The organism is Staphylococcus sp. KUGN1 (genome assembly GCF_045984185.1).
In the GTDB taxonomy this organism is placed as follows: Bacteria; Bacillota; Bacilli; order Staphylococcales; family Staphylococcaceae; genus Staphylococcus; species Staphylococcus warneri_A.
In genome coordinates, this window is sequence record NZ_JBJQIL010000001.1 from 522340 (window position 1) to 539681 (window position 17342).

The window sequence follows — 17342 nt, forward strand, 5'->3', positions numbered from 1 at the left end:
CGTTTTAATATACATAAATTTATTGATATTTTTTATTCACTAAAGTTTGTGCTTTTTCTCTATTTTTAAAATGTTGTTTTGAAATAACGTCGAGTTGTTCGATACCTAATTTTTCAATGAGTTTTGCAGCGAATAAATCGACTTTATTGCTAGCACCTTTAGGTACATCCATTTTTATTGATTTAGACATTTGATCCATATGTTTAACAAATGCATATCTAGAGATAATACTCGCAGCTGCGATAGCTAATGACTTAGATTCACCCTTCGTTTCAAACTTTGTTTTATTTGGGAAAGGTAAATCGGACAAGGCATAACGTTGATAAACACCACGTTCAGCAAATTGATCAATCACAATATAATCTAAAGCATGCGTATCAATTTTTTGAACAACATTAGCGATTGCTTGATTATGTAAGACTGCTTTCATTTTCACCTGTGACCAACCTGCACGTTGGCGCTCATTATATTTAACGTTATCAAGTGTGAGCAGCGAATGTGGAATGAATGTCACAAGTTGTTCGGCAAGTTCGACGATTTTAGCGTCGGTTAACTTTTTAGAATCATCTACACCCAATTCTTTCAATATTTTGACGTGATCCTTTGTGACATATGCAGCACATACTGTGAGAGGACCAAAATAGTCACCGCTACCAGCTTCATCACTACCAATGCAGTTATATTGATTATATTTAATCGAAGAAGTTGTGTTTTTAGATGTTGAAGAAGTTGAAGTTGAACTACTTTTGTCAGGTAGCAATTGTTGTGCAACTATTTCAGCATTTTTTCCTTGAAACATCACTTTTCCAGAATTGTAAATATTGATCACAGCATTATTATGTTTTGCTCGTGCTTTCATACCCTGGGGTAATTGGGATGTATTAAATTTAATTTTAGACATTAATGATTGAATCTCAGTTGTTGTTAGTTTATGGACAACATTTGCCATATATCGTTAGACCTCTCTTTGTTAAATTCTTTTCATAATAATTAAATGATATCATAACATTTATTACCTTAGAATAATGACAAAATGAAAATATATTTTAGTTTATAAGACTCAAGCTCTAAATGAATATAAAGTTATTCTTTATCATCTCACTACTTACAAAATAAAGATGACTCATGTATAATGTTTAATGATAAGTAAATGTATAAAACCAAACATTAATATTATGTTATGTTCAAAATAATATAGAAACATGATTTTGGTTAAATTAAACACAGAAACGGAATAATTTAATTAAAAGTCAGGAGATATCGATATGGGTGAGTTTAAGAATAGGATAAATGTTACAATCAACGATCAACATTTCACAATAATCGGCGATGATAGCCCGGAACATATAAGACATGTTGCACATTTAGTGGATGAAAAAATGAAAGAATTAGGACGAAAATCTGCAGGTTTAGATACCACTAGAAAAGCGATTTTAACAGCAGTGAACGTGATGCATGACAAAGTGAGTTTAGAAGAAGAAAATCGTCGATTACAACACGAATTAGATCAAATTAAGCAACGAGAAGACTAGATGCTATTAGATATCGTTGTACTTATTATATTATGCTATGTTTCAATTGTTGGATTTCGACGGGGATTATGGCTTTCGAGTATTCATGTGATATGTACGCTTGCATCGTTATGGATTGCGCAACAATTTTATCGAGAGATTGCGCAACGATTAATTGTTTTTTTACCATTTCCAAAGACAGTCGCATTTGATACGCAATATGCAATTCATTTTAATCATTTACAGTATCGTTTTGAATCAATAATTGCTTTTATTGTGATTGCTATTAGCTGTAAGTTGATTTTATATCTAATCATCGTCACATTTGATAATATAGTGGCATATCAACCTTTAAATATCATAAGTCGCACTTTAGGTATTGTATTAAGCCTATTCATCGGTGTGATTATCATACAAATATTGACGTATATCATAGCGTTATATCCTAATACAATGCTACAAAGTCAATTAGGGCATTCATTACTTGCCAAGCAAATTTTATTGCATACACCTTATGTTTCACAAATGATTTTAAATTTATAAAGAAAATGATATTGAGGTCAGGACAGACAATTTGAAAAATGAGAAATGTCCTGGTCTTCTTTTTATGGAGAGATGTATATGACTAAAAAAGATGTGATTCAATTACTAGAAAAGATTGCTACCTATATGGAATTAAAAGGAGAGAATGCCTTTAAAGTATCAGCATATCGTAAGGCAGCACAAAGTTTAGAAGTAGACGAAAGACCGTTAGATGAAATAGAAGATGTAACAGAACTTAAAGGTATCGGTAAAGGTGTAGGCGATGTGATTAATGAATATAGACAAAATGGTCAGTCTACAGCTTTAGAAGACTTACAAAAAGAAGTCCCAGAAGGATTGGTACCATTATTGAAAATACAAGGTTTAGGTAGTAAGAAAATTGCTAAATTATATAAAGAATTAAATATCACTGACAAAACGTCATTACAAGAGGCTTGTGAAGCAGGAAAAGTCAGTGAATTAAGCGGTTTTGCGAAAAAAACTGAACAAAATATCTTAGAAGCAGTCAAAGCGTTAGGAGCTAAGAAAGAAAGTTATCCTATTGATCAAATGAGAGGACTTAATCATCAAATTATTGATTATATTAGTCAGCTAGATGACATAGATCAATATGCTTCGGCAGGTAGCTTTAGAAGATATAAAGAACAAAGTAAAGATTTGGATTTTATTATAAGTACAAATAACCCTGAAAAAGTTCAACAACAATTATTGGAAATCCCTAATAAGGTAAAGGATGTTGCAGTTGGGTCAACCAAAGTATCTGTAGAATTAGAGTACGACGATGAAACGATTGGTGTTGATTTTAGATTAATTGAACCTGCAGCTTTTTATCACACATTACAACATTTCACAGGTTCAAAAGATCATAACATTCGAATTAGACAATTAGCAAAAGCACAAGAAGAAAAAGTGAGTGAGTATGGCATTGAAAAAGCCAATGGAGAATTACTTCAATTCAATAGCGAGGCGGAGATTTATGAACATTTCGGTGTATCGTGGATTGAACCTTCAATGCGTGAAGATGGCAGTGAATTTGATAAAGATTTAAGTCAGATTATACAACTCGACGATATTAAAGGTGATCTTCACATGCATACTACTTATAGTGATGGTGCATTTTCTATTAGAGATATGGTTGAGGCTAATATTGCTAAAGGTTATGAATTCATGGTTATTACAGATCATTCACAAAGTTTAAGAGTAGCCAATGGTCTACAAGTTGAACGCTTACTTCGCCAAAATGAAGAAATTAAGCAATTAAATAAAGAATATGATGAGATTGATATATACTCTGGCATTGAAATGGATATATTACCGGAAGGTTCTTTAGATTATGATGATGAGATATTGGCACAACTAGATTATGTTATTGCAGCCATTCATCAAAGTTTTAATCAATCAGAAGCGGAAATTATGCAACGTTTAGAAAATGCTTGTCGTAATCCATATGTGCGTCATATTGCTCACCCAACAGGTCGCATTATTGGACGTCGTCCCGGTTATGAACCTAATATAGAAAAGTTAGCGCAATTAGCTGAAGAAACAAATACCATATTAGAAATCAATGCAAATCCTAAACGTTTAGACCTAAATGCACAAACCGTACGCCAATATCCAAATGTAAAGTTAACTATTAATACGGATGCGCATCATGTTGATCATTTAGAATTTATGAAATATGGTGTTGCTACTGCTCAAAAAGGATTTGTAACTAAAGATCGTGTGATTAATACGATGTCTAGAGAAGCATTTAAATCATTTATTAAAGACAATAAAAAATTGAAGAAATAGAGGGATTGCATGAGACAAAAAACATTAGACGTCTTAGAATTTGATAAAATAAAATCATTTGTAGCTAACGAAGCTATTAGTGATTTAGGACGTGAAAAAGTCGCAGAAATGTCTCCAGCAACAGATTTTGAAACTGTAGAATTTCAAATTAATGAAACGGATGAAATATCACAAATTTATAATAAACATCGATTGCCAAGTTTAAGTGGCCTATCTAAAGTAGCACAGTACATTCACCGTTCAACTATTGGTGGTGTGTTAAATGTGACCGAATTAAATGCGATTAAACGCTTAATTCAAGTTCAAAATCAGTTTAAGACATTTTATAATCAATTATTAGAAGAAGATGAAGAAGTTAAATACCCTATCTTAGATAGTCAAATGGCACAGTTACCAATTTTAACGGATTTATTTAAGGACATTAATGATAAATGTGACGCCCATGATTTATACGACCATGCTAGTTACGAGTTACAAAGTATTCGAAGTAAAATATCAAGTACAAATCAACGAATTAGACAGAATTTAGATCGAGTGGTTAAAAGTCAGGCTAACCAAAAGAAATTATCAGATGCGATTGTAACTGTTCGAAATGATAGAAACGTCATTCCAGTAAAAGCGGAATATAGACAAGATTTTAATGGTATTGTTCATGACCAATCTGCCTCAGGTCAAACATTGTATATAGAACCATCATCTGTAGTTGAAATGAATAATCAAATTAGTCGCTTGCGTAATGATGAGGCAGTTGAACGTGAACGTATATTAGCTGAGTTGACTTCGCAAGTCGCTGTAGAATCAGATGCATTATTATTAGCTGAATCGATAATGGGACATCTTGACTTTTTAATTGCAAAAGCAAGATATGCCCGTGCGATCAAAGGTACGAAGCCTACATTTCATAAAGAAAGAACAGTTTATTTACCTAATGCATATCATCCTTTATTAGATCATAATACGGTTGTAGCAAATACAATTGAGTTTGTAGATGATATAGAAACAGTGATTATCACAGGACCTAACACAGGTGGTAAAACTGTCACATTAAAAACATTAGGCCTTATTATTGTTATGGCTCAATCAGGCATGCTTATTCCAACATTAGATGGTAGCCAGCTCAGTGTCTTTGAGAATGTATATTGTGATATTGGTGATGAACAATCTATTGAGCAATCACTATCAACATTTTCATCTCATATGAAAAATATTGTAGAAATCTTAAAAGAAGCAGATAAAAATAGCTTGATACTATTTGATGAATTAGGTGCTGGAACAGATCCGAGTGAAGGTGCTGCGCTTGCTATGAGTATATTAGATCATGTAAGGAATCTAGGTGCACTCGTGATGGCAACTACCCATTATCCCGAACTAAAAGCATATAGTTATAACCGTGAAGGTGTGATGAATGCAAGTGTTGAATTCGATGTGGAAACGTTAAGTCCAACATATAAGTTATTAATGGGTGTTCCAGGGCGATCTAATGCATTTGATATTTCAAAAAAATTGGGCTTGAGCCTTAATATTATTAATAAAGCTAAAACAATGATTGGTACAGATGAACAAGAAATTAATAATATGATTGAATCATTAGAGAAAAATTCAAAACGTGTGGATGAACAACGTATTGAATTAGATAGATTAGTTAAAGAAGCACAGGCGACACATGATGAGTTAGCAAAGCAATATCAACAATATCAAAATTATGAGAAATCATTGATGGATGAAGCGAAAGAAAAAGCAAATCAACGTGTCAAATCTGCTACAAAAGAGGCAGATGCTATTCTTAAAGAATTAAGAGAACTTAGAGATCAAAAAGGCGCGGATGTTAAAGAACATGAACTTATTGATAAGAAAAAGCAACTTGATGATCAATATGAAGCGAAATCAATCAAACAAAATGTTCAAAAACAAAAATACGATAAAATCCAAGCTGGTGATGAAGTTAAAGTATTATCATATGGTCAAAAAGGTGAAGTGCTAGAATTAGTTGGAGAAAAAGAAGCAGTTGTTCAAATGGGAATATTGAAAATGAAATTACCAATTGAAGATTTAGAAAAAATGAAAAAGAAAAAAGAAAAACCAACTAAAATGGTTACAAGATCTAACAGTCAGACAGTTAAAACTGAACTTGATTTAAGAGGATATCGCTATGAAGATGCTTTAATTGAATTAGATCAATATTTAGATCAAGCTGTTTTAAGTAATTTTGAACAAGTTTATATTATTCATGGTAAGGGTACAGGAGCATTACAAAAAGGTGTGCAACAACATCTAAAAAGACATAAAAGCGTGAAGACATTTAGAGGTGGTATGCCAAGTGAAGGTGGATTTGGCGTTACCGTTGCATCCCTAAAATAGATAATCGTCTTAGAAATATGCTTAAATGATGATGTTTCTATTTGAGGACACTTCTACAAATGGCTTTAAAAATTTGATTTTTTAAACGAACATAAGCAGATTGCAATGCATTACCTTATAAATTCTGTTATAATTTGCTCATCATTTAAAAATTAAGGAGGATTGGCAATTATGGCAATCGTAAAAGTAACTGATTCTGATTTTGATAGTAAAATTGAATCTGGTGTTAAATTAGTAGATTTCTGGGCTACTTGGTGTGGACCATGTAAAATGATCGCTCCAGTTTTAGAAGAATTAGCAGGGGACTATGAAGGTAAAGCAGATATCTTAAAATTAGATGTAGATGAAAACCCATCAACTGCTGCTAAATATGAAGTAATGAGTATTCCAACATTAATCGTATTTAAAGACGGACAACCAGTTGATAAAGTAGTAGGTTTCCAACCTAAAGAAAACTTAGCAGAAGTATTAGACAAACATCTATAAGAATATAGAACCTGAGACTGGGGCATTTTCATAAATGCTCCAGCTTTGTTTTGTCTATTTATATATTAACGTGCCCATTAAGAATGGATATGAGCATGTTTGGCTAATAAAAATTTTCGAAGAGAGGAGGACGTAGATGGAGACGTATCAAGAAAAAATTAAAACAAAACTAAATGTAGTGCCATTAGAGCCAGGGTGCTATTTGATGAAAGATCGTAATGATCAAGTGATTTATGTTGGTAAAGCTAAAAAACTACGTAATCGATTACGTTCTTATTTTACGGGTGCGCATGATGCTAAAACAACTCGCTTAGTAAGTGAAATTCGTAATTTCGAGTTTATAGTGACATCAAGTGAAACAGAATCCTTACTTTTAGAATTAAACTTAATTAAACAATACCAGCCACGTTATAATATTTTATTAAAAGATGATAAAAGTTATCCTTTTATCAAGATTACTAAAGAAAAACATCCAAGATTAATTGTAACTAGAACCGTTAAAAAAGGGACTGGCAAATATTTTGGTCCATATCCTAATGCTTATTCCGCACAAGAAACAAAAAAATTATTAGATCGTATATATCCATTTAGAAAATGTGATAAAATGCCAGATAAATTATGTCTTTATTATCATATTGGTCAATGTATGGGCCCGTGTGTGTATGATGTCGATTTAGATAAATATGCACAAATGACAAAAGAAATTAGTGATTTCTTACATGGTGAGGACAAAACAATATTAAACCATTTACAAGAACGTATGGAAAAAGCGAGTGAGTCTCTCGATTTCGAACGTGCAAAAGAGTACCGTGATTTAATCCAACATATTCATAATCTCACTAAAAAGCAAAAAATTATGTCAACAGATAATACGATTCGTGATGTCTTTGGTTATAGCGTGTCGAAAGGTTGGATGTGCATTCAAGTCTTTTTCATTAGACAAGGGAATATGATTAAAAGAGATACTACGATGATTCCAATTCAACAAACTGAAGAAGAAGAGTTTTATACCTTTATCGGTCAATTTTATAGTTTAAACCAACATATATTACCGAAAGAAGTACATGTGCCCAAACACTTAGATAAAGACATTATTCAATCGGTTGTTGATACGAAAATTGTACAACCTTCTCGTGGTGCGAAAAAAGAAATGATTGATTTGGCAAATCATAATGCAGAAGTTTCGCTCAATAATAAGTTTGAATTGATTGCTAGAGATGAATCTAGAACGATCAAAGCAATTGAAGAACTTGGTGAAAGAATGGGGATCCAAACACCTATTAGAATCGAAGCATTCGATAATTCCAATATACAAGGTGTGGATCCTGTATCTGCGATGGTAACTTTTGTTGATGGTAAACCAGATAAAAAGGGCTATCGTAAATATAAAATTAAAACAGTTGAAGGCCCTGATGACTATAAATCAATGCGAGAAGTTGTTCGACGCCGATATACTCGTGTACTAAATGAAGGTACACCTTTACCTGATCTCATCATTGTCGATGGAGGTAAAGGACATATGAACGGCGTTATGGATGTACTTGAAAATGAACTAGGCTTAGATATACCAGTGGCTGGATTACAAAAAAACGATAAGCACCAAACATCCGAGTTGTTATATGGTGCAAGTGCAGAAATCGTACCATTAAAGAAAAATAGTCAAGCCTTCTATTTACTTCACCGCATTCAAGATGAAGTGCATCGATTTGCCATTACATTCCATAGGCAGACGAGACAGAAGACAGGACTTAAATCCGTACTTGATGATATCGATGGTATCGGAGCGAAACGGAAAACGAAATTATTAAGAACATTTGGCTCGATTAAGAAAATGAAAGAGGCATCATTAGAAGATTTAAAAAAATCTGGACTTCCGGAAAATGTTGCAACAAACTTACAACACGCACTTCAAAACAAATAAAATTTCAATTTTTGGACATGAGAATAATTCTCATGTCCAAAAATGCTTTAAATAATGTTACAATATAGTTAACAAAAGGCTATTTTTTTTAAGTTGTTTGGAAGCGTTTTCTAATTGAGAATTGTTATCAATCATGTAGGGTTACATGAATTGCTATAGTACAGACATTCTACGACATCATTATATGAAATCTATAACATGACGAGCCCTTTTCTTTTTTATGCCATACTTGTTTTCTTTTTAACTTTGATTAGGATGCTTCCAAAGTATCTAAAGTTAATCAATGGAGACGAGTACCAAATAAAGAAGTAAAAGAAGCTAGTATTTTATATGGTTTTTTACGGCAGTTTACATACAACTTTTTAATTTTAGTCAATTAATTAAATGTTTACAGGGGGGACTCCTTTTGGCTCAATCAAAAAATGAATTCTATCTAAGACGAATTCACTCGTTATTAGGTATTATCCCAATCGGTGCATTCTTAATTGTTCACTTATTGGTCAATCATCAAGCAACACAAGGGGCGGAAGCTTTTAACAAAGCATCAGGTTTTATGGAATCATTACCATTCTTATTGGTAGTTGAATTTGTATTAATCTATATTCCGCTGTTATATCATGGTTTATTTGGATTACACATTGCATTCACAGCAAAAGAGAATGTTGGACATTACTCTTTATTCAGAAACTGGATGTTCTTCTTCCAAAGAGCAAGTGGTATTTTATCTTTCATCTTTATCGCAGTGCACTTATGGCAAACACGTCTACAAAAGGCATTCTTCGGTAAAGCAGTTGATTATAATATGATGCATGAATATCTACATAATCCAGTATGGGCAATTATTTACATTGTTTGTGTCATTGCAGTTGTATTCCACTTTTCTAACGGATTATGGTCATTCTTAGTAACATGGGGTATTTTACAATCTAAAAAATCACAACGTGTCTTCACATGGGTATCGTTAATTGTATTTTTAATCATTTCTTATATCGGCGTTTCAGCTGTCATTGCATTTATGTAAAGAATACACATTAACTAGTCTTAGTTTTAATATTTCAGGGGAGTGACATTTCTATGGCAGAGAAAAAAATTATTGTTGTCGGTGGAGGACTTGCCGGTCTGATGTCAACAATTAAAGCAGCAGAAAAAGGTGCACATGTAGATTTATTCTCATTAGTACCTGTAAAACGTTCGCATTCAGTTTGTGCCCAAGGCGGTATTAATGGTGCGGTAAATACTAAAGGTGAAGGTGACTCACCTTGGATTCACTTTGATGATACTGTTTATGGTGGGGACTTCTTAGCTAACCAACCACCTGTAAAAGCAATGGCTGAAGCTGCGCCTAATATTATTCATTTATTAGATCGTATGGGTGTAATGTTTAGTAGAACGAATGAAGGCTTACTTGACTTCAGACGTTTTGGTGGTACGTTATATCACAGAACAGCATTTGCCGGAGCAACAACAGGTCAACAATTACTATATGCATTGGATGAACAAGTTCGTGCTTATGAAGTAGATGGATTAGTAACGAAATACGAAGGTTGGGAATTCTTAGGTATAGTCAAAGATGACGACAATACTGCTAGAGGTATTGTTGCACAAAATATGACGACTTCTGAAATTCAATCATTTGGATCAGATGCTGTAATTATGGCTACTGGTGGTCCTGGTATTATCTTTGGTAAAACAACTAACTCAATGATTAACACAGGTTCAGCAGCATCAATCGTTTATCAACAAGGTGCTATTTATGCTAATGGTGAATTCATTCAAATTCATCCTACTGCTATTCCTGGTGATGATAAACTACGTCTAATGAGTGAATCAGCACGTGGTGAAGGTGGACGAATTTGGACATATAAAGATGGTAAACCTTGGTACTTCTTAGAAGAGAAATATCCTGACTATGGTAACTTAGTACCTCGTGACATCGCGACACGTGAAATCTTCGATGTATGTATTAACCAAAAATTAGGTATCAACGGTGAAAACATGGTTTACCTTGATTTATCACATAAAGATCCACATGAGTTAGATGTTAAACTTGGTGGAATTATCGAGATTTATGAAAAATTCACTGGTGACGATCCACGTAAAGTACCAATGAAAATCTTCCCAGCAGTACACTACTCAATGGGTGGATTATATGTAGATTATGATCAAATGACAAATATTAAAGGTTTATTTGCAGCAGGGGAATGTGACTTCTCACAACATGGTGGTAATAGACTTGGTGCTAACTCATTATTATCTGCTATTTATGGTGGTACAGTTGCAGGTCCAAATGCAATTAAATATCTTGATGAAATCGAAACTTCATACACTGATCTAGATGATAGTATCTATGAAGCACGTGTTAAAGAAGAACAAGAACGTTTCGATAAATTATTAAACATGCGCGGTAGCGAAAATGCTTATAAACTTCACCGTGAATTAGGTGAAATCATGACAGCAAACGTAACTGTTGTGCGTGAAAATGATAAATTGTTAGAAACAGATAAGAAAATTCAAGAATTGATGAAGCGTTACGAAGATATTGATATGGAAGATACACAAACTTGGAGTAACCAAGCCGTATTCTTCACACGTCAATTATGGAATATGCTTGTACTAGCACGTGTAATCACTATCGGAGCTTATAACCGTAACGAATCACGTGGTGCACACTACAAACCAGAATTCCCAGAACGTAATGACGAAGAATGGTTAAAAACAACTATGGCTCACTACCAAGGTAGAACTGAAGCGCCTAAATTCACTTATGAACCAGTTGATATTAGCTTAATTCCACCACGTAAACGTGATTACACTAGTAAGTCTAAAGGAGGTAAAAAATAATGGCTGAACAATCAGTAAAAGACACTCCAGAAACTCAAGGTAATCAACCAACAGAAGAACAAAATAATCAACCTAAACAAAAAACGGTTAAATTGATTATTAAACGTCAAGATGATAGCGAATCTAAACCATATGAAGAAACATTTGAAGTTCCTTACAAAGAAAATTTAAATGTTATCGCATGTTTAATGGAAATTAGACGTAACCCAGTTAATAGTAAAGGTGAAAAGACAACGCCTGTAACTTGGGATATGAACTGTTTAGAAGAAGTATGTGGTGCTTGTTCAATGGTGATTAATGGCCGTGCAAGACAATCATGTTCTGCTATCGTTGATCAATTAGAACAACCTATACGTTTAGAACCAATGAGTACGTTCCCAGTTATTCGTGACTTACAAGTTGATCGTTCAAGAATGTTTGACAACTTGAAACGTATGAAAGCTTGGATTCCAATTGATGGTACGTATGATTTAGGTCCAGGTCCTCGTATGCCTGAGAAAAAACGTCAAACAGCTTATGAATTATCTAAATGTATGACTTGTGGTGTTTGTTTAGAAGTTTGTCCTAACGTCACTCAAAAAAATGATTTCGTTGGTGCGCAAGCCATCTCTCAAGTACGTTTATTCGACTTACATCCAACAGGTGCTATGACTAAAGATGAACGTTTAGATGCTTTAATGGGTGCAGGTGGATTACAACAATGTGGTAATTCACAAAACTGTGTGAATGCTTGTCCAAAAGGTATTCCATTGACTACATCTATTGCAGCAATGAACAGAGAAACATCATTCCATATGTTTAAATCATTCTTCGGCTCTGATCACAAAGTTGACTAATATTGAATTGTTAGCGGTACTCCACATAGGAGTGCCGCTTTTTTGTGTATTGATTGATAAAATAGCATTAGTGATTTCGTTCGAATTAATCAACACTAAAGTATGCATATGATAAAATAAAGTTTAACTATAAAATAAGGATGTAAGACTATGAATAGACCAATTGGAGTAATAGATTCAGGTGTGGGTGGTTTAACAGTAGCTAAAGAGATAATGAGACAACTTCCTAATGAAACCATTTATTATTTAGGTGATATTGGAAGATGTCCATATGGACCTAGATCAGGTGAAGAAGTTAAACAATTCACAACTGAAATAGCACAGAAACTTGTCGAATTCGATATTAAAATGCTCGTGATAGCTTGTAATACAGCTACTGCAGTAGCATTAGAACATTTACAGAACATATTACCTATACCAGTAATCGGTGTCATTGAACCCGGTGCTCGAACAGCTATTATGACGACTAAGAATCAAAATGTTTTAATTTTAGGTACAGAAGGTACGATAAAATCAGAAGCTTATAGAAAGCATATTAAGCGAATTAATCCTAACGTAGAGGTATATGGTATTGCTTGTCCAGGCTTTGTACCTTTAGTTGAGCAAATGAGATATAATGATCCGACAATTACAAGTATTGTCATACATCAAACCTTGAAACAATGGCGTAATAGCGAAGCTGATACAGTTATTTTAGGTTGTACGCACTATCCATTGTTATATCAACCTATCAATGATTATTTTGGTGGTAAAAAAACAGTTATTTCTTCAGGATTGGAAACAGCTAGAGAAGTCAGTGCATTATTAACATTTAGTAACGAACATGCAAGTTATACACAACATCCGCCACATCGTTTCTTTGCAACTGGAGATACAACACATATTGAAAATATTATTAAAGAATGGCTAGTTATGGATACTAAAGTAGAGCGTATCTCAGTAGGTTAAATGGAGGAATTGTTAATGGAAAATATTGTAATAGCATCTAATAATAAAGGTAAGATCAATGATTTTAAAGCTATATTTCCTAACCATAATGTCATAGGTATTAGTGAATTGATTAAAGATTTTGATGTAGAAGAGACAGGAACGACATTTGAAGAAAATGCTAAATTAAAATCTGTTGCAGCAGCTAAAGCTTTAAATAAACAAGTCATTGCTGATGATAGTGGTTTAGAAGTCCAAGCATTAAATGGTGAACCAGGTGTCTATTCTGCAAGATATGCAGGATTAGATAAAAATGACCAAGACAATATTAATAAATTATTAAAAAATATGGAAAATATCTCTGATAGAAATGCACAATTTGTGTGTGTGATTAGTATGAGTGCACCTAATGGTGAGACGACCCAATTTAAAGGGACAGTAACAGGCGAAATAACTACAGAACCAATCGGAGATAATGGATTTGGATATGATCCCATTTTTTATGTACCTTCTTTAAATAAAACGATGGCACAATTATCAGATTCTGAAAAAGCTAAAATTAGCCATCGAGGTCATGCTATAAAACAGTTACAACAATTTTTAGCAGGTGAGAATAATGAGTAAATGGATTATAGTGAGTGATAATCATAATGAAACAGGTATCCTGTACCAAGTGTATGATCAACATCAAGATGCAGATGTATTCCTTCATCTTGGTGATTCTGAATTTCAATATGATGATACAGAATTGAGCTTATATCATCGAGTTAAAGGAAATTGTGATTTTTATCCAGAATTTCCAGAGGAGCAATTTATTACACATCATGATGTTCATGCATTTTATACACATGGCCATTTGTACGGGGTCAACCAAACAAGAATGAAATTAGCTGAAAAAGCTAAGACAGTTGGTGCGCAATTAGCATTTTATGGACATACACATGTCGCTAAATATGAAAATATTGCAAACGTGCATGTTATTAATCCGGGAAGTATTTCACAATCAAGAAGTAATGTCGAAGAAACCTATGCGGAACTTCTCATTGATGATACGACATTAAAATGTACTTTGAATTTTAGAAATCGTGAAGATAAAGTGATAGATACAATTGAATTTAAATTAGAAAACAGTTAGGCATTCAATATTGCCTAACTGTTATTTTGTTTGCATATAAAAAAAGAGTTGTAATCTTAAGAGATTACAACTCTTTTTAGCGTCCTGGGAGGGATACTATAAACCTTATAACGACGGGTTTCATGGGCTTTCGGGTCCCTAATGGGTCCCTAAAAATCACATTGCACTTATTATTTGTGTTGCTTTTGCATCTTCTTCTTTGTATGTTTCTTCAAGTAAATGTGAATAAAATTCAGTAGTAACTGATATATTTTTGTGTCCTAGTCTTTTCGAAATGTAATATATAGAAATGCCTTTGGCTAGTAAATATGAACAGTGAGTATGACGTAAAGCATGTGAAGTGATTTCTTTGATACCTAGATTGTTACAATATTTTTTTAAACGTTTGTTAACTGCATTGTTTGTTAGTTCACCAAAGATAGTACCGTCAATTGTTCTAGGTAATTGATCAATAGATTTAATGATATAATTCAAATCCTTTTGACTAATAGACACATAACGTGGAGATGAATCAGTTTTATGTTCATCAATATATATTTCGCTTTTAATTTGATTGATATATTCACGCTTTAGATTTAAAGCGCCACTTATACGACAACCAGTACAAATCATGATGAATAGTACGAGTGATGATGCGTTGTCTTTAGTCATCAAATGCTGTTTTAACACTTCATAATCTTTTAGATTGATATACTTACTATCTTCACTTTTATTAGGGTTATTAGCTCTATAATTAACCTTAAAGGTAGGGTTCTTTGCAATAAGCCCTTCGTATACTGCATCGTCTAATGATGTTCTTATATAGCCATTTAATTTTCTTATCGACTCTTTAGAATGATTTTTTGAAAATTCATTAATAAAATCTTGATAGTGATACCTGGATAAATCTTTCAGCTTTTTCTTGCCAATAGGGTGGTTATTGATATGTTCTATAGCAGCAGCGTAAGACTTATATGTTTTAGGTGTTACAGTCGATTTCTTAAAAGTTTCACACCACGTTTTAAAATAGTCATACAGGGTTAAATTTGGTTCATAATCAATGCCTTGCTTTAACTCATTTAACTTATCTAATCCAGCAGAATTAGCTTCTCTTTTTGTTCGAAAACCTTTTTGTCTATACCGTTTACCTTCATACTTAAATTCGTATTGCCATTTTTTACCGTCATAACATCTTGTTTGCATGTTATCCCTCCTCAAAAAAGGTAAAAAATAATAAGGGTAGTTGGACTACCCGAGAATTGCATAAAAAAAAACAGGAAGTACAAGTGCACTTCCTGCGAGCCCTCTCTTCCAAGGGTTAATATAATATAAAGTCCTCTTTTTCAAGGATTAATCTATAATTATATTACCAGGAAATCAGCAACTATTCAAGTTTAATGTTTAAGAATAAGTGCCACTAAAAATACAATTATCAAACTTCATGTGTTTCTTTCATAAATAACAATTCCTTTGGAGTTACTTTCTTTTTTTATCAATTTCACGGGCGTATTTTTGTAATTTTCTGCGTGTTTTCATGATACTTTCTTTTTTAGGACGTGACTTTCTAAAAACATTACCTCTGTTAGTTCTAACGGTATAAAAAATTTTTCTCAGTTTAACTTGATAATTAATTATTTTCATTATATTTCTCCTTTATAAATTTATGATTTATTCTACAGGGTAGATTAATAGTTTCAAGCTATTAAAAAAATACATATCTATAGTTTTATGTTATAATTAAGTTAACAGGATATCGGGCGCTCGTGATGTTGAATTCTGTTGCGCGGCTGAAGTTGTCTAGGGTAGTTGTTCCGATACTCAATATTGTTATCACCACGGTTTTTTATCCGTGGTTTCTTTATGTTTCCATAAAGTTCAGCATATATGTTTATCCTGTTAATTTATATCTGCCAATAGCACGGCGTTAATCAACTCTATGCAACTTATACACCCTCAACGGCTCAAACGTGATAGAGTAATAGTCATAATGGGTGTAATAAAGAAGGGTAGTCAAACTACCCTGAGAATTATTCATAAGGTCCTGCTTGAGTAGGTTCTTGCAATCCGTATGGTGAATTTTTACTTAATTCTCGCATTCTCTCTATTTCTTCGTCAGTTGGATTGTCAAAATCTATACCTTCTTTTAGAGCTTGTTCTCTAGCACTATTTACAGGTTGTTGAGTTTGTTGACTAGACTGAGAATCTTGAGATTGATAATTTTGTTGTGGTACTCCTTCTTGTTGGTTATTTTGGTTGTTTTGCTGTTGCGTTTGTTGTGTTTGTTGTTGTTCTTGTGTGTTAGTTTGCTGTTTTTGTGACTGTTCTTGGCTGTTTTGACTCTCTTCATTAGAAGATTTTTCTTTATCTTTTGACTCGTCTTTATTTTTCTTTGGATCATTAGACTTCTTATCAGATTTTCTTTCAGATTTTTTGTTATGCTCTTTTTTAGAATTGTCTTCACTTTGACCACATGCAGTTAATAATAATGTTGCAGATAGCAATGCAGTTCCTAATATTTTGAATTTCATTTTTGTCGCTCCTTTATATATTTTTATATTCAAACACTCTTAATGGTTCAAATGCGATTACATAATCACCGCATCGAGTAGTTAATCCATACTTTTGCTTATAGTGTTCTAAACTTTTGATGATGAAATTCTCTGATACTTCTAGGAATTCGGCAAGTTCATATAAATTATGAACGCCATGTTTAAATGCTTTAACGATGTTTTCTAATGGTATTAATATTTCACTAGCTAAACGTCTAGCTTTCAACTCATATTTTTTATTCTGTATTTTACTAGAGTCTAGAATATTCCCATAAGTAATTTGATGGTGAGCTAATTCTTCGGCTAATGCCTCAAGTTTAGAAGTTGTCGATTTATTTTCATTGATGAATATTTCTCCATTCATATAAAAACCGGATTGAAAGTGAGGTAATCGGTTTGTTTCAGTTATAGGTAAGTGATTATTCTTTATTATCAAATCTTCATACTTCCCCATATTAACACCCT

General features: G+C 33.0%; 17 protein-coding genes. 12 read left to right on the forward strand and 5 right to left on the reverse strand.

Translation table 11 applies throughout. The annotated features are described in order from the left end of the window. Window positions 1-19 precede the first annotated feature (19 nt). Entirely contained in the window at window positions 20-949 is a 930-nt protein-coding gene (gene rnhC / locus ACJQQZ_RS02605; protein ID WP_408023025.1) for a ribonuclease HIII, read from the reverse strand. Between the two features lie 316 nt (window positions 950-1265). On the opposite strand from rnhC, the gene zapA reads away from it, so the two are divergent. The 12 genes from zapA to ACJQQZ_RS02665 all read left to right on the forward strand — a co-directional run bounded on the left by zapA (window position 1266) and on the right by ACJQQZ_RS02665 (window position 14349). After that, entirely contained in the window at window positions 1266-1532 is a 267-nt protein-coding gene (zapA, locus tag ACJQQZ_RS02610; protein ID WP_002450651.1) for a cell division protein ZapA, read from the forward strand. Continuing rightward, window positions 1533-2054: a CvpA family protein gene (locus ACJQQZ_RS02615; RefSeq protein WP_002450650.1), complete on the forward strand. Its 522-nt coding sequence runs from the start codon at window positions 1533-1535 to the stop codon at window positions 2052-2054. Between the two features lie 78 nt (window positions 2055-2132). Continuing rightward, complete coding sequence (polX, locus tag ACJQQZ_RS02620) at window positions 2133-3845, forward strand: DNA polymerase/3'-5' exonuclease PolX (protein WP_124228388.1); 1713 nt, start codon at window positions 2133-2135, stop codon at window positions 3843-3845. Window positions 3846-3854: 9 nt separating this feature from the next. Beyond that, entirely contained in the window at window positions 3855-6203 is a 2349-nt protein-coding gene (locus tag ACJQQZ_RS02625) for an endonuclease MutS2 (RefSeq protein WP_408023026.1), read from the forward strand. Between the two features lie 171 nt (window positions 6204-6374). Continuing rightward, window positions 6375-6689 (forward strand): thioredoxin, encoded by a 315-nt coding sequence (gene trxA, locus ACJQQZ_RS02630; protein ID WP_002450647.1) that lies wholly within the window; start codon window positions 6375-6377, stop codon window positions 6687-6689. A 136-nt stretch (window positions 6690-6825) separates the two neighbouring features. Next, a complete protein-coding gene (uvrC, locus tag ACJQQZ_RS02635) occupies window positions 6826-8610 on the forward strand; it encodes an excinuclease ABC subunit UvrC (RefSeq protein ID WP_408023027.1) in 1785 nt (594 codons plus the stop codon). Between the two features lie 406 nt (window positions 8611-9016). Then, on the forward strand, window positions 9017-9631 hold the full coding sequence (locus ACJQQZ_RS02640) for a succinate dehydrogenase cytochrome b558 subunit (protein ID WP_145506042.1): 615 nt from the start codon (window positions 9017-9019) through the stop codon (window positions 9629-9631). 53 nt (window positions 9632-9684) lie between these two features. Then, window positions 9685-11451, forward strand: coding sequence for a succinate dehydrogenase flavoprotein subunit (gene sdhA, locus ACJQQZ_RS02645; RefSeq protein ID WP_002450644.1), 1767 nt, complete (start codon window positions 9685-9687; stop codon window positions 11449-11451). Continuing rightward, window positions 11451-12287, forward strand: a complete 837-nt coding sequence (gene sdhB / locus ACJQQZ_RS02650) for a succinate dehydrogenase iron-sulfur subunit (protein WP_002450643.1) — start codon at window positions 11451-11453, stop codon at window positions 12285-12287. Before sdhA ends, sdhB begins: the two co-directional genes overlap by 1 nt. Before the next feature lie 150 nt (window positions 12288-12437). Then, entirely contained in the window at window positions 12438-13235 is a 798-nt protein-coding gene (gene racE / locus ACJQQZ_RS02655; protein WP_124228384.1) for a glutamate racemase, read from the forward strand. A 15-nt stretch (window positions 13236-13250) separates the two neighbouring features. Further along, window positions 13251-13838, forward strand: a complete 588-nt coding sequence (locus ACJQQZ_RS02660) for an XTP/dITP diphosphatase (protein ID WP_145506048.1) — start codon at window positions 13251-13253, stop codon at window positions 13836-13838. Continuing rightward, window positions 13831-14349: a YfcE family phosphodiesterase gene (locus ACJQQZ_RS02665; protein ID WP_049423865.1), complete on the forward strand. Its 519-nt coding sequence runs from the start codon at window positions 13831-13833 to the stop codon at window positions 14347-14349. Before ACJQQZ_RS02660 ends, ACJQQZ_RS02665 begins: the two co-directional genes overlap by 8 nt. A gap of 156 nt (window positions 14350-14505) precedes the next feature. Here the strand turns inward: ACJQQZ_RS02665 and ACJQQZ_RS02670 are convergent, their stop codons facing one another. The 4 genes from ACJQQZ_RS02670 to ACJQQZ_RS02685 form a co-directional block, all read right to left on the reverse strand. Next, the gene (locus tag ACJQQZ_RS02670) at window positions 14506-15531 is read right to left on the reverse strand and encodes a tyrosine-type recombinase/integrase (protein ID WP_408023028.1); all 1026 of its coding nucleotides are present in this window, start codon (window positions 15529-15531) and stop codon (window positions 14506-14508) included. Between the two features lie 273 nt (window positions 15532-15804). After that, window positions 15805-15969 (reverse strand): hypothetical protein, encoded by a 165-nt coding sequence (locus ACJQQZ_RS02675; protein ID WP_193390820.1) that lies wholly within the window; start codon window positions 15967-15969, stop codon window positions 15805-15807. Between the two features lie 386 nt (window positions 15970-16355). After that, complete coding sequence (locus ACJQQZ_RS02680; protein WP_124227914.1) at window positions 16356-16856, reverse strand: hypothetical protein; 501 nt, start codon at window positions 16854-16856, stop codon at window positions 16356-16358. A 13-nt stretch (window positions 16857-16869) separates the two neighbouring features. Further along, entirely contained in the window at window positions 16870-17331 is a 462-nt protein-coding gene (locus tag ACJQQZ_RS02685; protein WP_135019219.1) for an ImmA/IrrE family metallo-endopeptidase, read from the reverse strand. Between the last annotated feature and the right edge of the window lie 11 nt (window positions 17332-17342).

What these genes read in the sequence shown, in the direction of transcription:
- ACJQQZ_RS02615 (WP_002450650.1), top strand. Translation starts at nt 1,533, where the DNA reads ATGCTATTAGATATCGTTGTACTTATTATATTATGCTATGTTTCAATT.
- sdhA (WP_002450644.1), top strand. Translation starts at nt 9,685, where the DNA reads ATGGCAGAGAAAAAAATTATTGTTGTCGGTGGAGGACTTGCCGGTCTG.
- ACJQQZ_RS02680 (WP_124227914.1), bottom strand. Translation starts at nt 16,856, where the DNA reads ATGAAATTCAAAATATTAGGAACTGCATTGCTATCTGCAACATTATTA.
- polX (WP_124228388.1), top strand. Translation starts at nt 2,133, where the DNA reads ATGACTAAAAAAGATGTGATTCAATTACTAGAAAAGATTGCTACCTAT.
- ACJQQZ_RS02660 (WP_145506048.1), top strand. Translation starts at nt 13,251, where the DNA reads ATGGAAAATATTGTAATAGCATCTAATAATAAAGGTAAGATCAATGAT.
- ACJQQZ_RS02675 (WP_193390820.1), bottom strand. Translation starts at nt 15,969, where the DNA reads ATGAAAATAATTAATTATCAAGTTAAACTGAGAAAAATTTTTTATACC.
- uvrC (WP_408023027.1), top strand. Translation starts at nt 6,826, where the DNA reads ATGGAGACGTATCAAGAAAAAATTAAAACAAAACTAAATGTAGTGCCA.
- zapA (WP_002450651.1), top strand. Translation starts at nt 1,266, where the DNA reads ATGGGTGAGTTTAAGAATAGGATAAATGTTACAATCAACGATCAACAT.
- ACJQQZ_RS02670 (WP_408023028.1), bottom strand. Translation starts at nt 15,531, where the DNA reads ATGCAAACAAGATGTTATGACGGTAAAAAATGGCAATACGAATTTAAG.
- ACJQQZ_RS02665 (WP_049423865.1), top strand. Translation starts at nt 13,831, where the DNA reads ATGAGTAAATGGATTATAGTGAGTGATAATCATAATGAAACAGGTATC.
- sdhB (WP_002450643.1), top strand. Translation starts at nt 11,451, where the DNA reads ATGGCTGAACAATCAGTAAAAGACACTCCAGAAACTCAAGGTAATCAA.
- ACJQQZ_RS02685 (WP_135019219.1), bottom strand. Translation starts at nt 17,331, where the DNA reads ATGGGGAAGTATGAAGATTTGATAATAAAGAATAATCACTTACCTATA.
- racE (WP_124228384.1), top strand. Translation starts at nt 12,438, where the DNA reads ATGAATAGACCAATTGGAGTAATAGATTCAGGTGTGGGTGGTTTAACA.
- ACJQQZ_RS02625 (WP_408023026.1), top strand. Translation starts at nt 3,855, where the DNA reads ATGAGACAAAAAACATTAGACGTCTTAGAATTTGATAAAATAAAATCA.
- trxA (WP_002450647.1), top strand. Translation starts at nt 6,375, where the DNA reads ATGGCAATCGTAAAAGTAACTGATTCTGATTTTGATAGTAAAATTGAA.
- rnhC (WP_408023025.1), bottom strand. Translation starts at nt 949, where the DNA reads ATGGCAAATGTTGTCCATAAACTAACAACAACTGAGATTCAATCATTA.